This window comes from Allomesorhizobium camelthorni (assembly GCF_011045125.1).
GTDB classification, from domain to species: domain Bacteria; phylum Pseudomonadota; class Alphaproteobacteria; order Rhizobiales; family Rhizobiaceae; genus Allomesorhizobium; species Allomesorhizobium camelthorni.
The window spans coordinates 40,269-57,377 of the sequence record NZ_JAAKZF010000039.1 but is presented as its reverse complement, the minus strand read 5'-3'; the positions used below and the strand labels follow the sequence as shown (position 1 = coordinate 57,377).

The 17,109-nt window shown below is 59.8% G+C and carries 13 protein-coding genes and 1 pseudogene; 8 read left to right on the top strand and 6 right to left on the bottom strand.

Annotation, left to right across the window (positions count from 1 at the left end; genetic code table 11):
* Nucleotides 1-211 (top strand): annotated as a pseudogene (locus G6N73_RS22525) (inositol 2-dehydrogenase); the annotation flags it as partial.
* A gap of 888 nt (nucleotides 212-1,099) precedes the next feature.
* On the opposite strand, the gene G6N73_RS22520 reads toward G6N73_RS22525, so the two are convergent.
* Nucleotides 1,100-3,436 (bottom strand): transketolase-like TK C-terminal-containing protein, encoded by a 2,337-nt coding sequence (locus G6N73_RS22520; protein ID WP_246252426.1) that lies wholly within the window; start codon nucleotides 3,434-3,436, stop codon nucleotides 1,100-1,102.
* A gap of 200 nt (nucleotides 3,437-3,636) precedes the next feature.
* Here G6N73_RS22520 and G6N73_RS22515 point away from each other — a divergent pair, with 200 nt between their 5' ends.
* Nucleotides 3,637-4,104, top strand: coding sequence for a winged helix-turn-helix transcriptional regulator (locus G6N73_RS22515; RefSeq protein ID WP_165031705.1), 468 nt, complete (start codon nucleotides 3,637-3,639; stop codon nucleotides 4,102-4,104).
* 436 nt (nucleotides 4,105-4,540) lie between these two features.
* On the opposite strand, the gene G6N73_RS22510 is transcribed toward G6N73_RS22515, so the two are convergent.
* Both G6N73_RS22510 and ehuB read right to left on the bottom strand, forming a co-directional pair.
* A complete protein-coding gene (locus G6N73_RS22510; protein ID WP_206079021.1) occupies nucleotides 4,541-5,692 on the bottom strand; it encodes a pyridoxal-phosphate dependent enzyme in 1,152 nt (383 codons plus the stop codon).
* Nucleotides 5,693-5,975: 283 nt separating this feature from the next.
* On the bottom strand, nucleotides 5,976-6,878 hold the full coding sequence (gene ehuB / locus G6N73_RS22505) for an ectoine/hydroxyectoine ABC transporter substrate-binding protein EhuB (RefSeq protein ID WP_165031703.1): 903 nt from the start codon (nucleotides 6,876-6,878) through the stop codon (nucleotides 5,976-5,978).
* A 273-nt stretch (nucleotides 6,879-7,151) separates the two neighbouring features.
* Here ehuB and G6N73_RS22500 point away from each other — a divergent pair, with 273 nt between their 5' ends.
* Nucleotides 7,152-8,408: a M24 family metallopeptidase gene (locus G6N73_RS22500; RefSeq protein ID WP_246252423.1), complete on the top strand. Its 1,257-nt coding sequence runs from the start codon at nucleotides 7,152-7,154 to the stop codon at nucleotides 8,406-8,408.
* Nucleotides 8,409-8,474: 66 nt separating this feature from the next.
* Entirely contained in the window at nucleotides 8,475-9,914 is a 1,440-nt protein-coding gene (locus G6N73_RS22495; RefSeq protein WP_165031701.1) for an MmgE/PrpD family protein, read from the top strand.
* Between the two features lie 71 nt (nucleotides 9,915-9,985).
* On the opposite strand, the gene G6N73_RS22490 is transcribed toward G6N73_RS22495, so the two are convergent.
* On the bottom strand, nucleotides 9,986-10,753 hold the full coding sequence (locus G6N73_RS22490; RefSeq protein WP_165031699.1) for a GntR family transcriptional regulator: 768 nt from the start codon (nucleotides 10,751-10,753) through the stop codon (nucleotides 9,986-9,988).
* 535 nt (nucleotides 10,754-11,288) lie between these two features.
* Here G6N73_RS22490 and G6N73_RS22485 point away from each other — a divergent pair.
* The 3 genes from G6N73_RS22485 to G6N73_RS22475 are packed head-to-tail and all read left to right on the top strand — an operon-like array spanning nucleotide 11,289 to nucleotide 13,410.
* Entirely contained in the window at nucleotides 11,289-11,948 is a 660-nt protein-coding gene (locus G6N73_RS22485) for an amino acid ABC transporter permease (protein WP_165031697.1), read from the top strand.
* Nucleotides 11,938-12,603, top strand: a complete 666-nt coding sequence (gene ehuD / locus G6N73_RS22480) for an ectoine/hydroxyectoine ABC transporter permease subunit EhuD (RefSeq protein WP_165031695.1) — start codon at nucleotides 11,938-11,940, stop codon at nucleotides 12,601-12,603. Before G6N73_RS22485 ends, ehuD begins: the two co-directional genes overlap by 11 nt.
* Nucleotides 12,604-12,624: 21 nt before the next feature.
* The gene (locus tag G6N73_RS22475) at nucleotides 12,625-13,410 is read left to right on the top strand and encodes an amino acid ABC transporter ATP-binding protein (protein WP_165031693.1); all 786 of its coding nucleotides are present in this window, start codon (nucleotides 12,625-12,627) and stop codon (nucleotides 13,408-13,410) included.
* A gap of 158 nt (nucleotides 13,411-13,568) precedes the next feature.
* Here the strand turns inward: G6N73_RS22475 and G6N73_RS22470 are convergent, their stop codons facing one another.
* Nucleotides 13,569-14,573, bottom strand: a complete 1,005-nt coding sequence (locus G6N73_RS22470) for a succinylglutamate desuccinylase/aspartoacylase family protein (protein WP_165031691.1) — start codon at nucleotides 14,571-14,573, stop codon at nucleotides 13,569-13,571.
* A 206-nt stretch (nucleotides 14,574-14,779) separates the two neighbouring features.
* Nucleotides 14,780-15,955 (bottom strand): M24 family metallopeptidase, encoded by a 1,176-nt coding sequence (locus tag G6N73_RS22465; RefSeq protein ID WP_165031689.1) that lies wholly within the window; start codon nucleotides 15,953-15,955, stop codon nucleotides 14,780-14,782.
* 349 nt (nucleotides 15,956-16,304) lie between these two features.
* On the opposite strand from G6N73_RS22465, the gene G6N73_RS22460 reads away from it, so the two are divergent.
* Nucleotides 16,305-17,015 carry a GntR family transcriptional regulator gene (locus G6N73_RS22460; RefSeq protein ID WP_206079020.1) on the top strand — a complete coding sequence of 237 codons (711 nt, stop codon included), beginning with the start codon at nucleotides 16,305-16,307 and terminating at the stop codon, nucleotides 17,013-17,015.
* Nucleotides 17,016-17,109 lie beyond the last annotated feature (94 nt).

Sequence of the window (17,109 nt, the reverse complement as noted above, 5' to 3'; positions counted from 1 at the left end):
AGGGCTATACCCGCCCGCCGCTGCACGACTTTTCATGACCCGCTACCTTGACGCCTACGCCAACGAGATCGCGAGCTTTATCTCAGCCGTGAATTCCCGCGAGAAGCCGTCGCCCAGCGGCCATGACAGGCTAGTGGCGTTGACGCTCGCCGACGCCGCCTTGAAGTCGGCCAAGGAAGGCAAGACGGTTCGAGTCGAGCCACTTGGATGAGGCGCCCATAACCGCCTTCGAGGCAAGCGGAGAGCACCTTGAACATGAAGATTTAAGCATCGTCGGGGAACGTGAACTGTTTCCACAGGCTAATGACAGATTCTGTCACCAGCCGCAGATCGTGCAGTTCTTATCATTCAAACACCACCATCGGTTCCGAGCGGTCAGCTTCGGGCCGATAAGGCGAGGAAGTTGGATGGAAGCCGAACATGTGCGCGCCGTCTGCCGGATCGGTGAGGATGCTTGCGCCATCGCGCGCAATTCCTTTTCCTCCCCTCTCTCGGCCGAAACGGCTGGCGTAAAGGAGTTCGGTGGAGGCGCGACGGCCGCGAAGACACGCCGGGCTCAAGACAGTTTTTCCAGCAAGTTCGCCTCAAGCGGGGTCCAGTCGTCTTCCGCCAGAGCGCCGCGGCTTTCGAGCGAGCGCAGAGCCTCGGCGAAACGCTGCTCGTGCGATGCTGTTCATGAGTACCAACGACTAAGGAGCAAATAGCCTAGAGCGGAAAAGCCACGTGAGCGCCAGAAGGACAATGCGCAAGGTTGGCATGCCCCCAGCCTGGCATCGCAGGTTGCTCCGAAGTCACGCCGCCGCAGTTCCACACTGCAATCTTATGCAACACGCATCGAGCGAATTGGTGGACGGCTTCTCCATCAACTCGAAGGAGCCAAACGTCATAACCATCGCCAATGCCTTTAGGTCGTTCCGAAAAGACTGTCCGTACCTATCGCGACCAGACCTTTGCCGGCTTGCGGGCAACGATGGCCGACGGTGAAGAGCAGTGCCCCCCGCTAACGTCTATCCTGAGAGGCAATCGCGGCCCACGCCATGACGAGCTCGACGAGGGCATCGAACCGGAGGGTGAAGCGTGATCGACATCGCCGCCACAGTTAGAGACCTTTCATTGTAGCAGCGTATTCCCTACCACTCGTCAAACTGGCCGCAGTCTCGGCGATAGATGTCACGTCGATCCCGTAGTGCTCATAAAGATCGCTCACCGTGCCCGTCTGGCCGAAATGCTCCACTCCGAGGCTGACCGTTTTGTGACCCATTACCCCACCCAGCCATGAAAGCGTCGCCGGGTGGCCATCGATGACGGTGACGATTCTGCAATGGCGAGGCAACTTGCCAAGCAGGCGCTCAGCATGGCTCAATGCATGCAGGTTGCCGCGGGCACGTTCGCGCTGGGCGGCTTGCCAGCCGGCGTTAAGGCGATCGGCCGACGTGATGGACAAGACACCGATGTCGCGTCGCCGGTCGGCTAGCATCCCCGCAGCTGCGATGGCCTCCGTCGCGACCGTCCCCTGATAGGCGATGATGAGATCGGCATTGGCTCCGGGTTCCTTCAGCCAGGTCGCTCCGTCGATCACCTCCTGGGCGAAATGTGGGTTGGGCTTGCGGCCCGGCTGCTCAATCTGACGGGTACTGAGGCGAAGGTAAACCGAGCCGCCAGTCTCGTCGCGTAGCCAGGTGCGCTCATCCGGATCGCCCTCCCCGTCGCGCTGCAGGTAATCGAATGCCCAGCCCATGATGATAGCGAGTTCGTCGGCGAAGGCCGGCTCAAAGCTCGCCAGCCCGTCCTGGCTCATGCCGATTAGCGGCTGAGCGATCGACTGGTGCGCGCCGCCCTCACTCGAAAGCGAGACGCCAGACGGCGTGCCGACGACCATGAAGCGTGCGTCCTGGTAACAGGCGTAGTTCAAAGCATCGAGGCCGCGCGACACAAAGGGATCATAGAGCGTACCAATGGGCAGCAGCCGCTCGCCAAACAGGGAATGGGAAAGCCCCGCCGCGCCCAACAGCAGGAACAGGTTCATCTCGGCGATCCCGAGCTCGATATGCTGCCCTTTGGGCGAGAAATCCCACTTCTGCGCGCTCGGAATGCGCTGGTCGCGAAAGAGGTCGGCAAGCTCCCGACGCGCGAAGAGTTGGCGGCGGTTGACCCACGGGCCAAGATTGGTCGAAACCGTCACGTCAGGTGACGTCGTGACGATGCGGGCGGCGAGTTCGCTGTCGGATTTGCCGATCGCGTCGAGAATACGGCCGAAGGCGGCCTGGGTCGAAATCTCGTCCCGCACCGCGGCCGGGCTGACAGCAACGGTCTGCGGGACCTCGATGCGCTCCGCCCGATGGCGTCGGCGGCCTTTTGCGAAAAACGGTACGGAATCGAGGAAGGCCTGCATCTCTGAGGCCGGCCCGTCCAGCCCCTCGAACCGATCCCATTCATGGCCCGGCCGGACCTTCATCTGTTCCTGAAAGGCCAGTATCTGTGCAGAGGTCATCAGCCCGGAATGGTTGTCTTTGTGGCCTGCAAGCGGCGTACCGTATCCCTTTACGGTGTAGGCGATGAAGGCTGTCGGGCGGTCGTGCTCAATTCCGTTGAAGGTTTCGCTCAGCGTCTCGAGGCAGTGCCCGCCGAGGTTGTTCATCAGCCCCGACAGCTCCTCATCGGAGCGCCGATCGATCAGCGCACTCACCTTGCCCTGGTCACCAAGATCGTCGAGCAGGCGCTTGCGCCAAGCAGCACCGCCCTGGAACAACAGCGCCGAATAGAGCTGGTTCGAGCAGGTGTCGATCCATTCCTTGAGCGCCTCGCCGCCAGGTTCTTCGAAGGCAGCACGCTGCAACGCGCCGTATTTGAGCGTGACGACATCCCAGCCGAACGCCTTGAACACCGTCTCTATGCGATCGTAGAGGCCCTCGCGGACCACGCCATCGAGGCTCTGGCGGTTGTAGTCGATGATCCACCAGCAATTGCGCAGATTCTGCTTCCAGCCTTCCTGCAGTGCCTCATAGACGTTACCCTCATCGAGTTCGGCGTCGCCGACCAGCGCAATCATCCGGCCAGGTCTATCGCCGGTGGCGCTCCAGCCCTTCGCGACGATGTAGTCTTGGATCAATGATGCAAAAGGCGTGATCCCGACACCGAGCCCGACGGAGCCGGTCGAGAAATCGACATCGTCCACATCCTTGGTGCGGCTAGGATAGGACTGGGCGCCGTGATAGCCGCGAAAGTTCTCGAGTTTTTCCAGCGTCTGATTGCCCATCAGATATTGGATCGCATGGAAGACCGGTGAAGCGTGAGGCTTGACTGCCACACGGTCCTGCGGCTGCAACACGTCGAAATAGAGCGCCGTCATCAATGACACCATCGAGGCTGACGACGCCTGATGACCACCGACCTTGACGCCATCCACCTTCTCGCGTCGGTTCGCTTGGTCGATCATCCAGCAAGCGAGCCAGAGGCTCTTCTTTTCTAGTTGGCGGAGTATTTTGAGGTCACGGGTTGCCCTGGCCATTTCGCGGGTTCTCTTGCTGCGGTACGTTTCGTGGCAATCTATCGAACCTTTGGCGCTATTTCCTTGCTATTGCCTCCCCGCTTTGGCATTTGTGCGGCAGAAAATTCTAGAATGTGATCGGATTTCAAGTGACATCTGCCAATCTTGATGCGACGGACCGGAAGATCCTGCGCGAATTGCAGGCCAATGCCCGGCTGACGAACCAGGAGCTGAGCGAAAAGGTGGGCCTTAGCCCGTCCCCTTGCCTGCGGCGCCTGCGCCGATTGGAATCCGAGGGGATCATCACGGGCTACTCTGCGACGCTCGACGACGAAAAGCTGGGCTTGCCAGTTGCAATCTTCATGTCGGTGAAGCTGGAGCGCCAAATCGATTCCGCGCTCGTCGCATTCGAGACCGAGATCAAGAAGCATCCCGAAGTTGTCGACTGCTGGCTCATGACGGGCGACAACGATTACCTCCTTCGCGTCCTGACACCCGGGTTGAAGGAGTATGAAACGTTCCTGACTGGGACGCTGACGAAGATCCCTGGTATCGCGTCCATCCAGTCTTCCGTTTCGCTACGGCGTGTGAAGTCTGCCGGATCGGGTATCGGGTAGCCCATCCACGTCCAGCAGTGCCCGCGCGAAGCCTGCGGCTGCCCAACGGTCGTGACGCGAGCTTTCTGCCGCACGAAGGGCTAAAGACAAATCGTACGCTGCGGCAGGGGTGAGTTTTGCGCCCCGATTCAAATGCGCAGCTGGCGGACGTCTTTGAATTCGAGACTGGTCGTAGACCATACGTGTGCGACTGTTATGCCGGCGGCATGGAGGCGGCCGGATTCAAGAATGGCGCAAGCTCAACAGCATGAATCACTCGCCCTTCTTCATCAAAAGGCGTCGAGTTCAGGAACGACGTTGCTCTATTCGGCGCAAGCCAAAACTGCACCGCAGGTCACGCCATGCCTCGCAAGTTCGGCAAAAGGGTTGCGCCTGGTCAGGCCTCAGCTCTCTCCCAAGGTCGGCCCTGCTGCACCATGCCCAGCGGACTATCCGATCACCTGTCGACTGAAGACGTGCCCAGCTCGTTGGTGAGGATTTTCGCGACCTCTTCAAAACGACCTTCAATCCGGTATTGGCTCGGCCTTGCCGGAGGCATCTGGTCGATATCCTTGAGGCCGCTCGCCGTCATGAGGCAGACGACCTTGTCGTCTGAGCCGATCACGCCTTTCTGGCGCATTCGCTGCGCGGCGGCGATGGCTGCGACGCCTGAGAGTTCCCCGAAGATACCCTCATGCCGCGCAAGTTGCGCCTGCGCTGCCCAAAGTGCCGTGTCGTCGATACATTCAACGGTTCCGCCGGACTCCCGGATGGAGACCAGTGATTGATAGGTTCCCTGCAGAACGCCGATCGACATTGCCTGCGACGGCTCTGCTCCCTCCATCAGCCAAACTGCATCAGATCCGCTGCTTATAGTCCTGGACAAGGAACCAAGGACTTCGGCGGCCGCAACTTTTGGCAACCGCGAGATGCATCCCGCTTCATGAAGGTCTTTGAAGCCTTTCCAGATGCCACGCAGAAGATCGCCATACGCGGTCGGGACGATGACCCATTCGGGAATGTCATCAGATTGAATGGCAATTTCGTAGGCAATGGTCTTGTAGCCCTCCATGCCGTAGGGATTGCTGCCGACGACAGGGGCCGAGAATGGCGAAGTAACGAACCAGCCGAAGCGGCGTTGCCCCTCGGCAAGTATCGTCCAGCGTTGCGCCTTGTCCTTGAGTTCCACGACAATCGCGCCGTAGCGCCGGATCTGTTCAACCAGCGGCGCTGCGGCACCTTCGAAAGTCAGGACAAGGCAGTCCATTCCGGCCTTGGCTGCATAGGCAGCCAGGGATGCACCCGCATTGCCAGAGGACGCGGTGGCGACAAAACCGTGACCCTGCTTTCTCGCATACGAGACGGCCACCGCCGAGAAGCGGTCTTTGTGCGACCATGTCGGATTGCGGCTTTCGTCCTTGATCTGCAACGCGCCAAGCCCCATCGCCCCTGCAATCGCTGGGACGTCGATCAGGGGGGTACTGCCCTCTGCCAGCGAGACCAAATCCGCCGCATCGACGGGCAGGAAATCCGCAAAGGACGAAAACCCTCCGCCAACCCTGAGCCGGGGCAACACCCGCTTGGCAATCGCCGCTTCGGCATAGACCACCTCGAAATTTGATGGCGCAACGGCGCGGCATGCGGGGCACCCGGTCGAATCGATTGGCAAATCGGCCGGGTAGAGCGTGTTGCAGCGCAGGCAGGACAGGCCGATGATTTTGGACTGGGTGTCATGGACGAGCAATCCGAACTCCTTCATGTTTTGTCAGCCGGCATGTTCTGGAAGGAGAATATGCGGCGGCCCGCGTCTGCGCCGCCACAACCGGCAATGTGATTTCGACGGAACACGGCAACCGGCGGCAAGGGGAGCGAGCCGCCGGCTCCAGAGGTTCTTAGCTTTGGCCGGCGCAGATATCTGCTTGGGTCAATTCAGGCGCCTTCTCGGCATCGGTAAAACCGTACTTGGCCATGATCTTGGCGACAGTTCCATCCGCTTTCATCTCGGTCAGCCGCGCGTTGTAGGCATCCCGCAAAGCTGTGTCCTCGAGGCGAAACGCAATCGCCGAATAACCTGACCGCTCCAGGCTGTTCGGCTGAACATAACCCTCGAATGGCACCGCGCGCTCGACAGCGGTGAGGTTGGGGTCAGCCGCCAGGCCAATTACCGTTGGCGCCGAAAATCCCGCAGCATCAATCCGGCCGGCGATCAGGGCTGCGATGTTCGATTGGATATCCTGATACTGTTGCAGCTGCACCTCAGGCACGCCGGCATCGAGAACATTTTTCACGGTCGTGCTGCCGCGACCGACCCCGATCGTCAGATCGGGATTTTCCACGAAATCCTTGTAGCTGTTGATGTTCTTCGGATTCCCGGCCAAGACCAGAACTGCGTCCTTCAGGCTGAGATCGGGGTCGCTGAACGCAACTGCCTTGCAGCGTTCCGGTGTGATGTAGAGCCCGGAGGCGATCGCGTCGAAGCGGCCTGCGGTGAGGCCGGGGATCAAGGCGCCAAAATCCGAGATGACGAACTCGATTTCCGTCACGCCCATCGGCGCGAAGGCCTCGTGGACCAGATCGGGGCTGAAACCCGTCACCTGCCCGCCCTCATCCCGAAAGCCCCACGGAACGGCGTTGTGAATTCCGATCGAGATCTTGCCTTCCTTAACCACGCGATCGAGCGTCGATTGAGCTTGCGCGACTGTCGCAACGACTGCCCCAAGGGCCAAAACGGCGGCCCCTGTGAGAACTCGCAAGTACCCGGCGCGCGGTATCGCGCCCCTGACGATGAAACCCATCTAGACCTCCTGTTCCGTCAGCTCAGTTGTTTGTTGCATCGCCATGCTAGACCAGGTATACCCAATCTGTCAACTCTATCGATGCTGGCCAAATGCAGTCTTGTACAAGGGGGCGATTTCGGCGCCGCGGCACCAAAAGTGGGGGAGCGAAAGCTGTGTCCACGATGCGCGGCAGCCTCAGCCCGTCCGGTAATTCTGCGCGGCACGCAAAGCTGAATGGCAGGAATGGCGGGGACAATCGAAATCCGAACTTGAGCCTCCGCGGGGCGTCCGATGCAGGATGCCGCAGGTGCTCGCGCCATCTTCTTCACTAACTGGGATGAAAAGAACGTACCGATGAAAATGCTCTCGAAGAAGCCTCTGCTACGCCCATTGCCGCCTGCGCCCGCGGTTCCAATCGATGAAATCAAGCGCCGCCGTCTAGCGGTCATGGAAGAGATGGCGCGGTCGAACATCGACGTCATTGTCCTGACGGATCATCAAAACATACAATATCTGACGGACTATCAATCCTTGTCCTGGACCTACAACGCGCGACCGGTTCTCGCGGCGATCTCGACGGCTGACTTGCAGCTGTTCGGTAGTCTTGCCGAAGCCCGGACCGTCGAGGCGAGGGAGCGGTCTTTCACTGCACACTACTACGACGGCTATTTGCCCGAGGCGGTGGACGTCATTGCCGGCTGGATCAAGCAGGCCGGTCCCGGTCTTCGGCGGATTGCGGTCGATTACGGCTCGGACTCGCGAGGCCTCGGATCTTTAGAACTGATCGACGCCCTCGCCGATCTGTCATTGGATGGCAGGGTCGTCTCGGCATGTGATGTTCTTTGGAACGTCCGCCTGATCAAATCGCGCTTTGAGGCGGAGATGAAGCGGATCTCATTCGATATCGTGAACCGAGCTTTCGATACGGTGATCGCTTCGGCATATATCGGCATACCGGAATATGAACTGTGCCAGAAACTTCAGGCCCAGATCTATCTCAACGGAGCCGAAACCGCTGCCCCTATCGCTATGCTGTTTTCAAAGGGCGATTTCGCGTACGGTCGGCCTCCGTCTGAACGGATGCTGGTGGAGGGTCACTATATATGGACCGACTTCCGATCGACCTATGGCGGTTATCCGGCGGATCGCAACCGGATCGCGCGGGCAGGCATGCCCAGCTCGTGGGAGGTTGAGACCTACGACAAAGTCCGCAGACTCACAATCGGGCTTGCCTCATCGGTGAAGCCGGGCATGAGCTGCGCAGAGCTCTATACCCGTTTTGAGCGGATGTGGCGCGACGCTGATCTGGGTGCGCGCTATTCCAAGGTTTCGCGCATTGGCCATGGAGGCGGTCTAGACATCACCGAGCCGCCTTCGATCTCTCCAGTTGACAATACGGAGATCCGCCCGGGCATGATCCTTCATCTGGAGCCCAAACTGGAACGCGACGGCGCGGTATTTCAGTTTGAAGAGGTCGTTTACGTGACCGAGGACGGATGCGAGTTCCTGAGCGAACTGTCGCCCGAAACGATCCCAGTCGTATCCTAATCACCCGCGCACCGCGCCCCTAAGCCGCACACCTATGCCGAACCTCCCATCAGCGAGCACGAAACTATGAACACCTCCATCGACAACATAACCGGGCCCGGGCCCTTCGAGGACATTTTGTTTCCGCGCGCGCCTATCCACCGGGATGCTGGCCTGCTGGCGCGGTTCCTGACCGGCCTCGACTGCATGACCATTCCAGACGCCGTCCTACACACGGCGAAACGCGTGGCTCTTGATACAATCGGCTGCATCGTCGCCGGCACCGATACCTCACTTGGCCGGAAGATCCTGCTAGCCTATTCCGAAGGGACATCGGGTACGGGCTGCTGCGTGCCCGGCACATCGCTGTCATTGCCGCCGTCCCTCGCCGGCAAAGTGTCATCGTGGCTCTCCGATGTGCTCGACTATGAGGACGTCGCCTCGGGTCATCCGAGCGCGACAGTAATTCCCGCCGCACTCGCCATGACGGAACATCTTGGCGCTTCGCCGCGCCGCTTCCTCGCGGGTGTCGTCGCGGGTTACGAAGCAGGCTTGCGCGTTCACGATGCGACACAGGCAAGCCCGGAAGCCTATCGGAGGTTCGCCGTCTATCACGCCTGGCATGGTATCGCGGCCGGCGCCGCTGCGATGACAATATCGGGTGGCACGGAAGCCCAGTTCCGTTCGGCACTCGGGCACGCGGCTGCCAATACGTCGGTGCCGATCTGGTACGTCCAGTATGGCAAGCCAGCCCATGCGCTCAAGGCCAATTATGGACAGATGGCGCTCGGAGGGATCGACGCGGCCCTCTGCGCCCGACGCGACATCGTCGGGCCTTTCGCCATGCTGAGCGACTTGGAACGCGGTTTCGCAAGGATTATCGGCTCCGATCAGTTCGATGCCGGGCAGTTGTCGGCCGAACTCGGCAGCAGATGGCGAACCGCCGAACTGTCGATCAAATTCTTTCCTTGCTGCGCCTTTCTCCATACGAGTGTCGACGCGGCAGCAACACTGGCAAACACGCACCACATCGACCCGGACGAGATCGAATCGATCTCGGTCAGGTGCATTTCGCGGATCACCGATTGGTTTTCCGATCCGTCGCCGGCGTCTGAAATCGATGCGCAACTTTCGATCGAATACGTTACGGCAATGGGATTGCTCTCACGCGAGCCGGGTCGTCACTGGTACGCACCCGAAATAATGGAAAGCCCGGCAGTTGCGGCGCTGATGCAGAAAACGCGCGTCGAGCTGGACCCCATTGCCGATGAGGCATTCTGGGCGGAGCGCAAATACAGATCGACGGTGGTCCTGCGTATGAAGGACGGACGAAGCTTCACCGAGACCGTCGACTGGGCACCGGGCCATTGGCGCCGTCCGGTCAGCGACAGCATGCTGGAGGAGAAATTCCTGAACAACCTTCGGGACACCCCGCTGGAGAAGAGGGGCGACAAGATCATTGAGGCGGTAATGACCCTCGACAAATCAGAGTCCATGAGCGCGCTCTTTGGTCTACTGCGCGTCTAAGCCGCGCGCAGCAGACCGCCCCCGGGTCGCTTGCTCAATGGGTTTTCAGCGGGCTGGGTTACCTGCAGCGGTCAGCGAATGGTGTCGTTCAGATCGGCGCCGTCGGGCAGATTGATTGCGCAGACAACGCGATCGAAGGGAGACTCGACAACGCCTGCGATGAAGACGTCCAGCTGATCTGTCGAGTGGTGGTAGAAGCGCCGCAACGAGGGGTAACCGTTTGGCACGCTGAAAATCTTCTGAGCTGTTAACGACGCGGGGGCCGCGTCTATCAAAAGGCGTACTTTGTCGAGTTTCAGCCCCTGATCGCGAAGTACATCGTAGACCATCCGCTCGCTGCAGGCATCGATGACGTGATCGCCGAGACTCAACGGCAGGTAGGTCGTGTCGTACATGATCGGCAAATCGTCAGCAAAGATAACTTTCCGAATGCAGTAGAGCGCCACATCGTGCGAGCCAAGCAGCGCAAAAACCGGATCCTTCAACGGCTCTTTCGTGACCGATATGACCTGCAGGGACAACTCCAGCCCCTGGACCTTCGCATTCTGGAAAGAGGACATCCACACATCCAATTCCCGGATGAAGCGCCGCTGTTCCTTCACGAAGGTGCCCTTCCCTGGGGTGGCGCGCAGTTGCCCCGCTGCACGCAAGTCGCTGAGCGCCCGCTTCACGGTAATAACGCTGACATCGAATTCATCGGCGAGCGCGGCAGCAGAGGGGATGACTTGACCGGGCTTGTACACCTCTGTCCGAATCCGCCGCCGGACTTCCTCGCGAATGGATTCGTACAGGGCTGCGCCGGCTCTCAGCGGGTGTGGGCGTGATTGTACTGACTTCACTGTAGCTCTCCTCGTTTATGCCCGACGGCCGAGATTGCTGAACGGTTGAGCCCAATGGCGGTCTAGAAAACGTTCGGCATGAAGTTATTATTGACATGCTAGGTATACCTCCTTTACATACCTGAGAAAACCCGGAAAGGGAATGTCACAGGGGAGAGTGACCAATGAGGCCTTCGGGCAGCTCAAAGCCGAACTGTTTGCAGCGCGTCTGCGAGCTTGCCGCCGTGGTGGTGGCGTATGCCGAAGGAATTTTGGACTTCCTGGTACGGCTCGTCAGCAGAGGCGCACTCGCAATCGCGCTCCACAACCAAGCCTATGGCCGCTCCCAAACAATAGCCGGAAAGAGCGTCGAAAATGATCTGTTCACGGCCAGGCTCCTGGAGACGGGTGCGACGCAAAACCTGTTGGGTACGGGGCGGTGGATCCATCCCGCCAGGCAATCCAGCATAACGACTTTACCGCGTCGAATACTCCGTCAACCGGCACCACAGCGAAAGATCTCTGTGCCGGCAACTGGCCGGGGGGCCTTTGGCCGATGAGTTTTGTCGACATCTTGCGGGGCATTTTTGAGGGCTTCGACGTCACCCTTATCGTGACGCTGCTTGGACTGGCCTATGCGATTCCGTTCGCGCTTGTCGCGGGTGTGCTCCAGCATTTTTCGCAGGGCTGGCTCCGCTTGCTGGTGACAATCCTCATCGAGTTCTGGCGCAGCTCGCCTTTAATCGTGCTGCTCTATGCCTTCTACTATTCCCTTCCCGCATTCGGGATCTACCTGTCAGGGATAGCCGTTGGTGCGATGGTGCTGGGGCTGAATATCGGGGGCTACGGTAGCCAGTCCATTCGCGCCGCGCTTCAGGCCCTTGACCGAGGTCAGGTCGAAGCGGGACTCGCCCTTGGCCTAGGCCGCCTCGACGTGTTGCGGCTGATCGAGTTGCCGCAAGCCATCACGGTCATGATTCCTACCTTCATCAATCTTGCAATCCAGCTGATCAAGGGCACCGCGCTCGTCTCGCTGCTGACGCTCACCGATATGACATTCCGGGCCAAGGAGATCTCGCAACTGAGTTATGATCCCGTGCGGATCTATTCGAGCTTGCTGCTCGCCTACTTCATAGTCTGCTACCCGGTGACCATCTTCGGTCGCTACCTCGAACGGAGGGCCAGCGAAGGTCGGAGGAGCATTAGTGAAATTTGACTTCGCGTTTGCCATGGAAATCTTCCCGCAGGTCCTGCAGGGGATTGGAAACACGATCCTGGTTGCGATCGCCAGCTTCATCGGCGCGTCGGTGCTGGGATTTATCTGGGAAATCCTCCGGCGATCCAGCCGCTTCGTGCGGCCAGTGGCACAATTGTGGATCGACGCGATCCGTTCGACTCCGGTTCTGGTGCAGCTTTACTTCCTCTTCTTCGTGTTGCCCCATTACGGCATCGTCCTTCCGGCGATGCTCACCGGCGTGCTCGGGATAAGCGTCTACTTCTCGGGCTACATCGCAGAGGTATTCAAGGCCGGCATCGACGCAATCCCGCGCGGACAGAGCGAGGCCGCGAGCAGCCTCGGGCTCAGCAGGCCAGACACGATCGGGTATATCATCATGCCCCAGATGCTGCGGAACATTGCAGCCCCGCTTGGCGCCTATTCGGTTTCAATTTTGAAGTCGACTCCCTACCTGGCCGTACTTGCCGTGCCCGAAATGCTGGGCAGTGCCTTCGACGTGGCATCCGAAACCTATCGCTATGCCGAGCCGATGGTCGTGGCCGGAATCCTGTTCCTGGCGCTGGCGATGATCGGCGTGGCACTTGTGACTAGGCTGGAGCGCCGGCTCGGACTGACACCCGCCAAGGATCTCTGAACGCTGACGTCAGGAGACATCATGACTCCCATTCACGAGCTATCCGTTCACAACAACGCTCAGGACACAATGCAAGCGCCCGCTATCCAGATCGAGAACCTGTCCAAGTGGTACGAAAGTTTCCGCGCCCTCACCGATGTCAACCTGACTATCGCATATGGGGAGCGAATCGTGATTTGCGGGCCGTCCGGCTCGGGCAAATCGACCCTGATTCGTTGCATCAACCAGCTGGAAGTGCACCAGAAGGGGCGCCTCGTCGTCAACGGTGTGACGCTTGTGCCTGGTATGAAGGGGCTTTCGGCAATCCGACGCGATGTCGGCATGGTCTTTCAGCATTTCAACCTGTTCCCTCACCTGACCGTACTTGACAACTGCACCCTAGCCTTGCGTCGCGTCCGAAAACTCGATCGAAGGGAAGCCGAGGCCGTTGCACACGCTAACCTCGAGCGTGTGCGTATCCCCGAACAGGCTGACAAATACCCGAGCCAGTTGTCGGGCGGTCAGCAGCAGCGTGTCGCGATTGCCCGCGCACTTTGCATGAAACCGAAGGTGATGCTGTTTGACGAACCGACGTCGGCGCTGGATCCCGAGATGATCAACGAGGTTCTCGACGTCATGACATTGCTCGCGCAGGACGGCATGACAATGGTTTGCGTGACGCACGAGATGGGATTCGCGAGAAAGGTCGCGGATCGGATCGTATTCATGGATCAGGGCCAAATCGTCGAACAAGCACCGCCGTCAGAGTTCTTCACCAACCCCAAACATGAGCGAGCCAAGCTTTTCCTGAAGCAGATCCTGCACTGACGGTGGGCCTCGGCAAACGAGCCCGAAAGTAACGAACAATACCCAGTCTAGCAGGAGAAAGGGCTGAGATGCTGGGGCATCCATCCGGAATCTCAGTCAACTCACGAAAAGGGCCGCCGCGTTGGGAAGGGCGCAACGCGCACCGCATCTCTAAAAATTCATTGGTCGAGTTCGTAAACCTGGCCATAGAGAGCATCGCCCGGTGCGGTCAGGGTCGGGAAACGCCGGTACTTCACGATCCCATCGGCCATAAAAGTCAGCTCGATCGGCTCGGCCAGCGGGTCATCCAGCCGATGCACAAGACACGCGGGCTGACCTGCCTTGACCCTGTCTCCCACCTTCGCAAGGGGCTCGAAAAGACCGTGGCAGGGGGCATAAAGCGACCTAGACGGCGGAATCGAATCGACCATCTTCGTCAGTGCAGCCTCGGGCGCGTCAAGACCGGGAGCGATGCCGTAATGCTTCAGCACGCGGCGCACCCCATGTTCGGCCAGGTCGGTTCCTGCCGCCGAAAGCCCTGGCCCCCCGCCAAGTTCGGTGGTAATTGCGGCCAGCCCGTGTTCCACGGCCGCTGCGTAGAGCGTCGTCGCCCCGCCGCCGCCGGAACCATCCGTCCGGATGCTGTGCCCTGCACCGAAAATATTGAGCAAGTCGTGGATCTTCTGCTCTTGCGCATCGGTGCGCCCGCGATGCGCCAGTGCGACATGAAGGTAGTCGAGCGAACTGCCCCCTGAATGCAGGTCGATGGAAATATCGACGATCGGAAACAACTCCGTTGCTATATAATGCGCGATCATGCCTGTTGGTCCGCCCTGCGGCGTACCCGGGAACTGGCGGTTGAGATTGCCGGCGTCGAGCGGTGAGTTGCGGCGCCCAGCGACAACCGCGGGCTGGTTCAGCGCAGGCAGGATGATGACGCGGCCCTTCACCTCGCTCTGCGACAGTGTTCGCGCAATCCGACGCAGGGCGATCTGACCTTCGTATTCGTCGCCATGGGTACCCGCTGTAAGCAATGCGGTCGGACCGTCTCCACCGTTGAAGCAGATCATCGGTACGGGGATCCATCCGTAAGCCGAAGTGTTGGAAGAGTAAGGCACTCGTGCGAAATCGGATTGCACTCCGATCGCGTCGAAATCGATGGTGGTCCAGACCTGGCTGCGCATTGGGTCCTCTCGCTATTGTTCAGGATGGGACGGGCATCTTGGCGCGGGCACAAGCTTGCGCAAAGACACCTCGGGTATCAGGGGGTTTGGGCGCAGAGCGAATGTCGTCACGCCGCTCCAAGGGTTCATGTTGGAACCGAGCCAGAGATGAGTCGATGCAAGGCATCGTGCGTCCAGATGTCCTGCGGCGGATGTTTCATGAACGTTCAGAGATCGACGATCGGCAGTTTCTCCGGGGCGGTCTTGGTAAGAAACTCAGGACCACCAGCGGTGACCCGGAACACCTCTTCGACCTGGAACACGCCGTCGAGCACCTCGAGCTTTGGCTCCACATGCAGGACCATGTCCTCCAAAATCACCTCTGTAGAAGCCGCCATCAATGAGGGCGGTTCGGTCAGGGAGATGCCTGATCCGTGCCCCACACGTCCTGCGCTCACGATTTTCAAACCCGGTCGGATCGACCAGAGCTCCTGGAAAATCGCGAAGACATCGCCGCCCGTCATGCCGGGCCGGACCCGCTCCGCGGTGCTCAAGGTGACGCCCCTGACGAAGCCGTAGATATCATCCTGCTCGGGCGTTGCTTTGCCAATCTTGGCGATCCGGTTGACGTCACTGATCTGGTCGGCACGCCGCGCCCCCATGTCCGCCCAGACGAAATCGCCCCGCTTCAGCGCGATCCCACCATTCAGCCTGGAATAGCTCATCCCCATGCCACCGAAGCGGATCGGCAACCAATCCACGCTGTCGGCGCCCAGCCCGATCATCCGCTGCTTGAGAAGTTGCGCGAATTCATACTCGGTCATCCCAAGCTTGAGATCTCCAAGCCCTTCGAAGAAGGCATCCGTCGCGATAGCGCAGGCGTCCTGCTTTGCGGCCAGCTCGTGCGCGCTCTTCACCATCCGTTGCCGCCAGATGAGCTCTGCGGCTTCGATGACCTCGAAGTTGTTCGGGGCCGCGCGCAGCCGGTCGACAAGGGTGACGGAGCCGCGCCCCATCATGTCCATGCCGTAATCCAGCCCGACCCGCGCGCCGGAGACCAGCCCGTCCAACGCCGCGGCGGCGGTGGAGATACCGGCATCGGTGAAGCCGTCGTAGAAGATTGCGGTCACATCCGGATTGCCAAGGCTGGCGGCGTCGCGCGCCTCCACACTGCTCAGCACCACCGCGATATCCGGTCGATCCTGCCGGACCACGGCCAGGAAGGGCCGCGTGTCGGACAGCCAGAACAGGCTGCGAAACCCCGTGTAATATTCGAAATTAGGTTTTGACGTCACCACCAGTGCATCGACCCGAGCGACAGCCATATGCTTCTTCAATTGCGCAAGTCTGGCGCTGCATTCCGCGGCATCGGGCCAGGACGGCACGGCACTGGGCATGTTCATCTCTCCATCTCGTCCTCGACCGAGGAATTTTCGGCATGTGACTTTGAGGACTGCACCCCCCTCCACGAACACAACGGGGCCTCCACAGAGGCGAAGCCCGCGTAGACACCGCGAAGTCCTCGTGGCGCTCCAGTGATCAAATCAGGCCTTTTTCCCAATATTTGAGAGCACCTTCGCCCATCTGAGCATAATGGGTATATCAGGCATGTCAACTAGGCCTGTGACACTTGGCCCTTGTTGAAGGCCCCATGACTTGGCAAAACCTATGCACCTTTGGAATACGGCCCCGGATTGGAGACTGCTCATGCCCTACTCGCGTCAATGGACTGGATCGTCGCTGCACGAAAATGTGCGGGAGGAACTGCTGCAGCGCATCGAGAAGGGGACATATCAACCGGGAAAGGCGATCCCTTCCACCGCGATGCTCAGCGAGGACTTCGGCGTCAGCCCGATCACGATCAAGCGGGCGATCCGCGACCTCCAGGCACTCGGACTTCTGACGGGGATCGCTGGCAAGGGGACATTCGTCAAGGTGCAGAAGCGGTTTCTGCTCGAACTGGACGCCTTCTCATCGCCTTTCTCCAACGCGACGGTGAAACTGCTCTCGGTCACGCGCGAAAGGATCACCGATCCGACAATGCAGGTGTTCAAGCCGCCGCAGAATGCGGTGCTCTGCGTGCGGAAGATCGTACTTTTCGGTGATGACGCTCCCGTCATGTATGATGCCACCTATGTTTCGGCGGATCTGGATGAGGCCATCATCGACGAATTCGGCGAACGGCTTGTAACTGAAGCACTTCGCCGGCATTCGATTGAAGTGTTTTCGGCCTCGCAGATCATCGATGCCGCTCCGGCGGCTGGCCAACCCGCAGAGGTCTTCGGCGTCCCGAACGGCTATCCGATGCTGCGCCGCCTCTATAAAGTTGATACGAGCAATCCTGACATCACTATCTACGGCGTCATCCAAGCGCCTTTCGATCGTATGGCCTGTTCGCTGAACGTCCGGGCCAGCGAGACGTTAAGCATCGCCGGGTTTGAGCGTGATACGATCAGGGGATAGACACGGCCCCAGCGCAACACGCCGATGTCCTGTTTCAACCATACGGGTGGCAGCCAGTTCTGTGCCGGATGCTGGCCATGCGGGTTGCGCATCG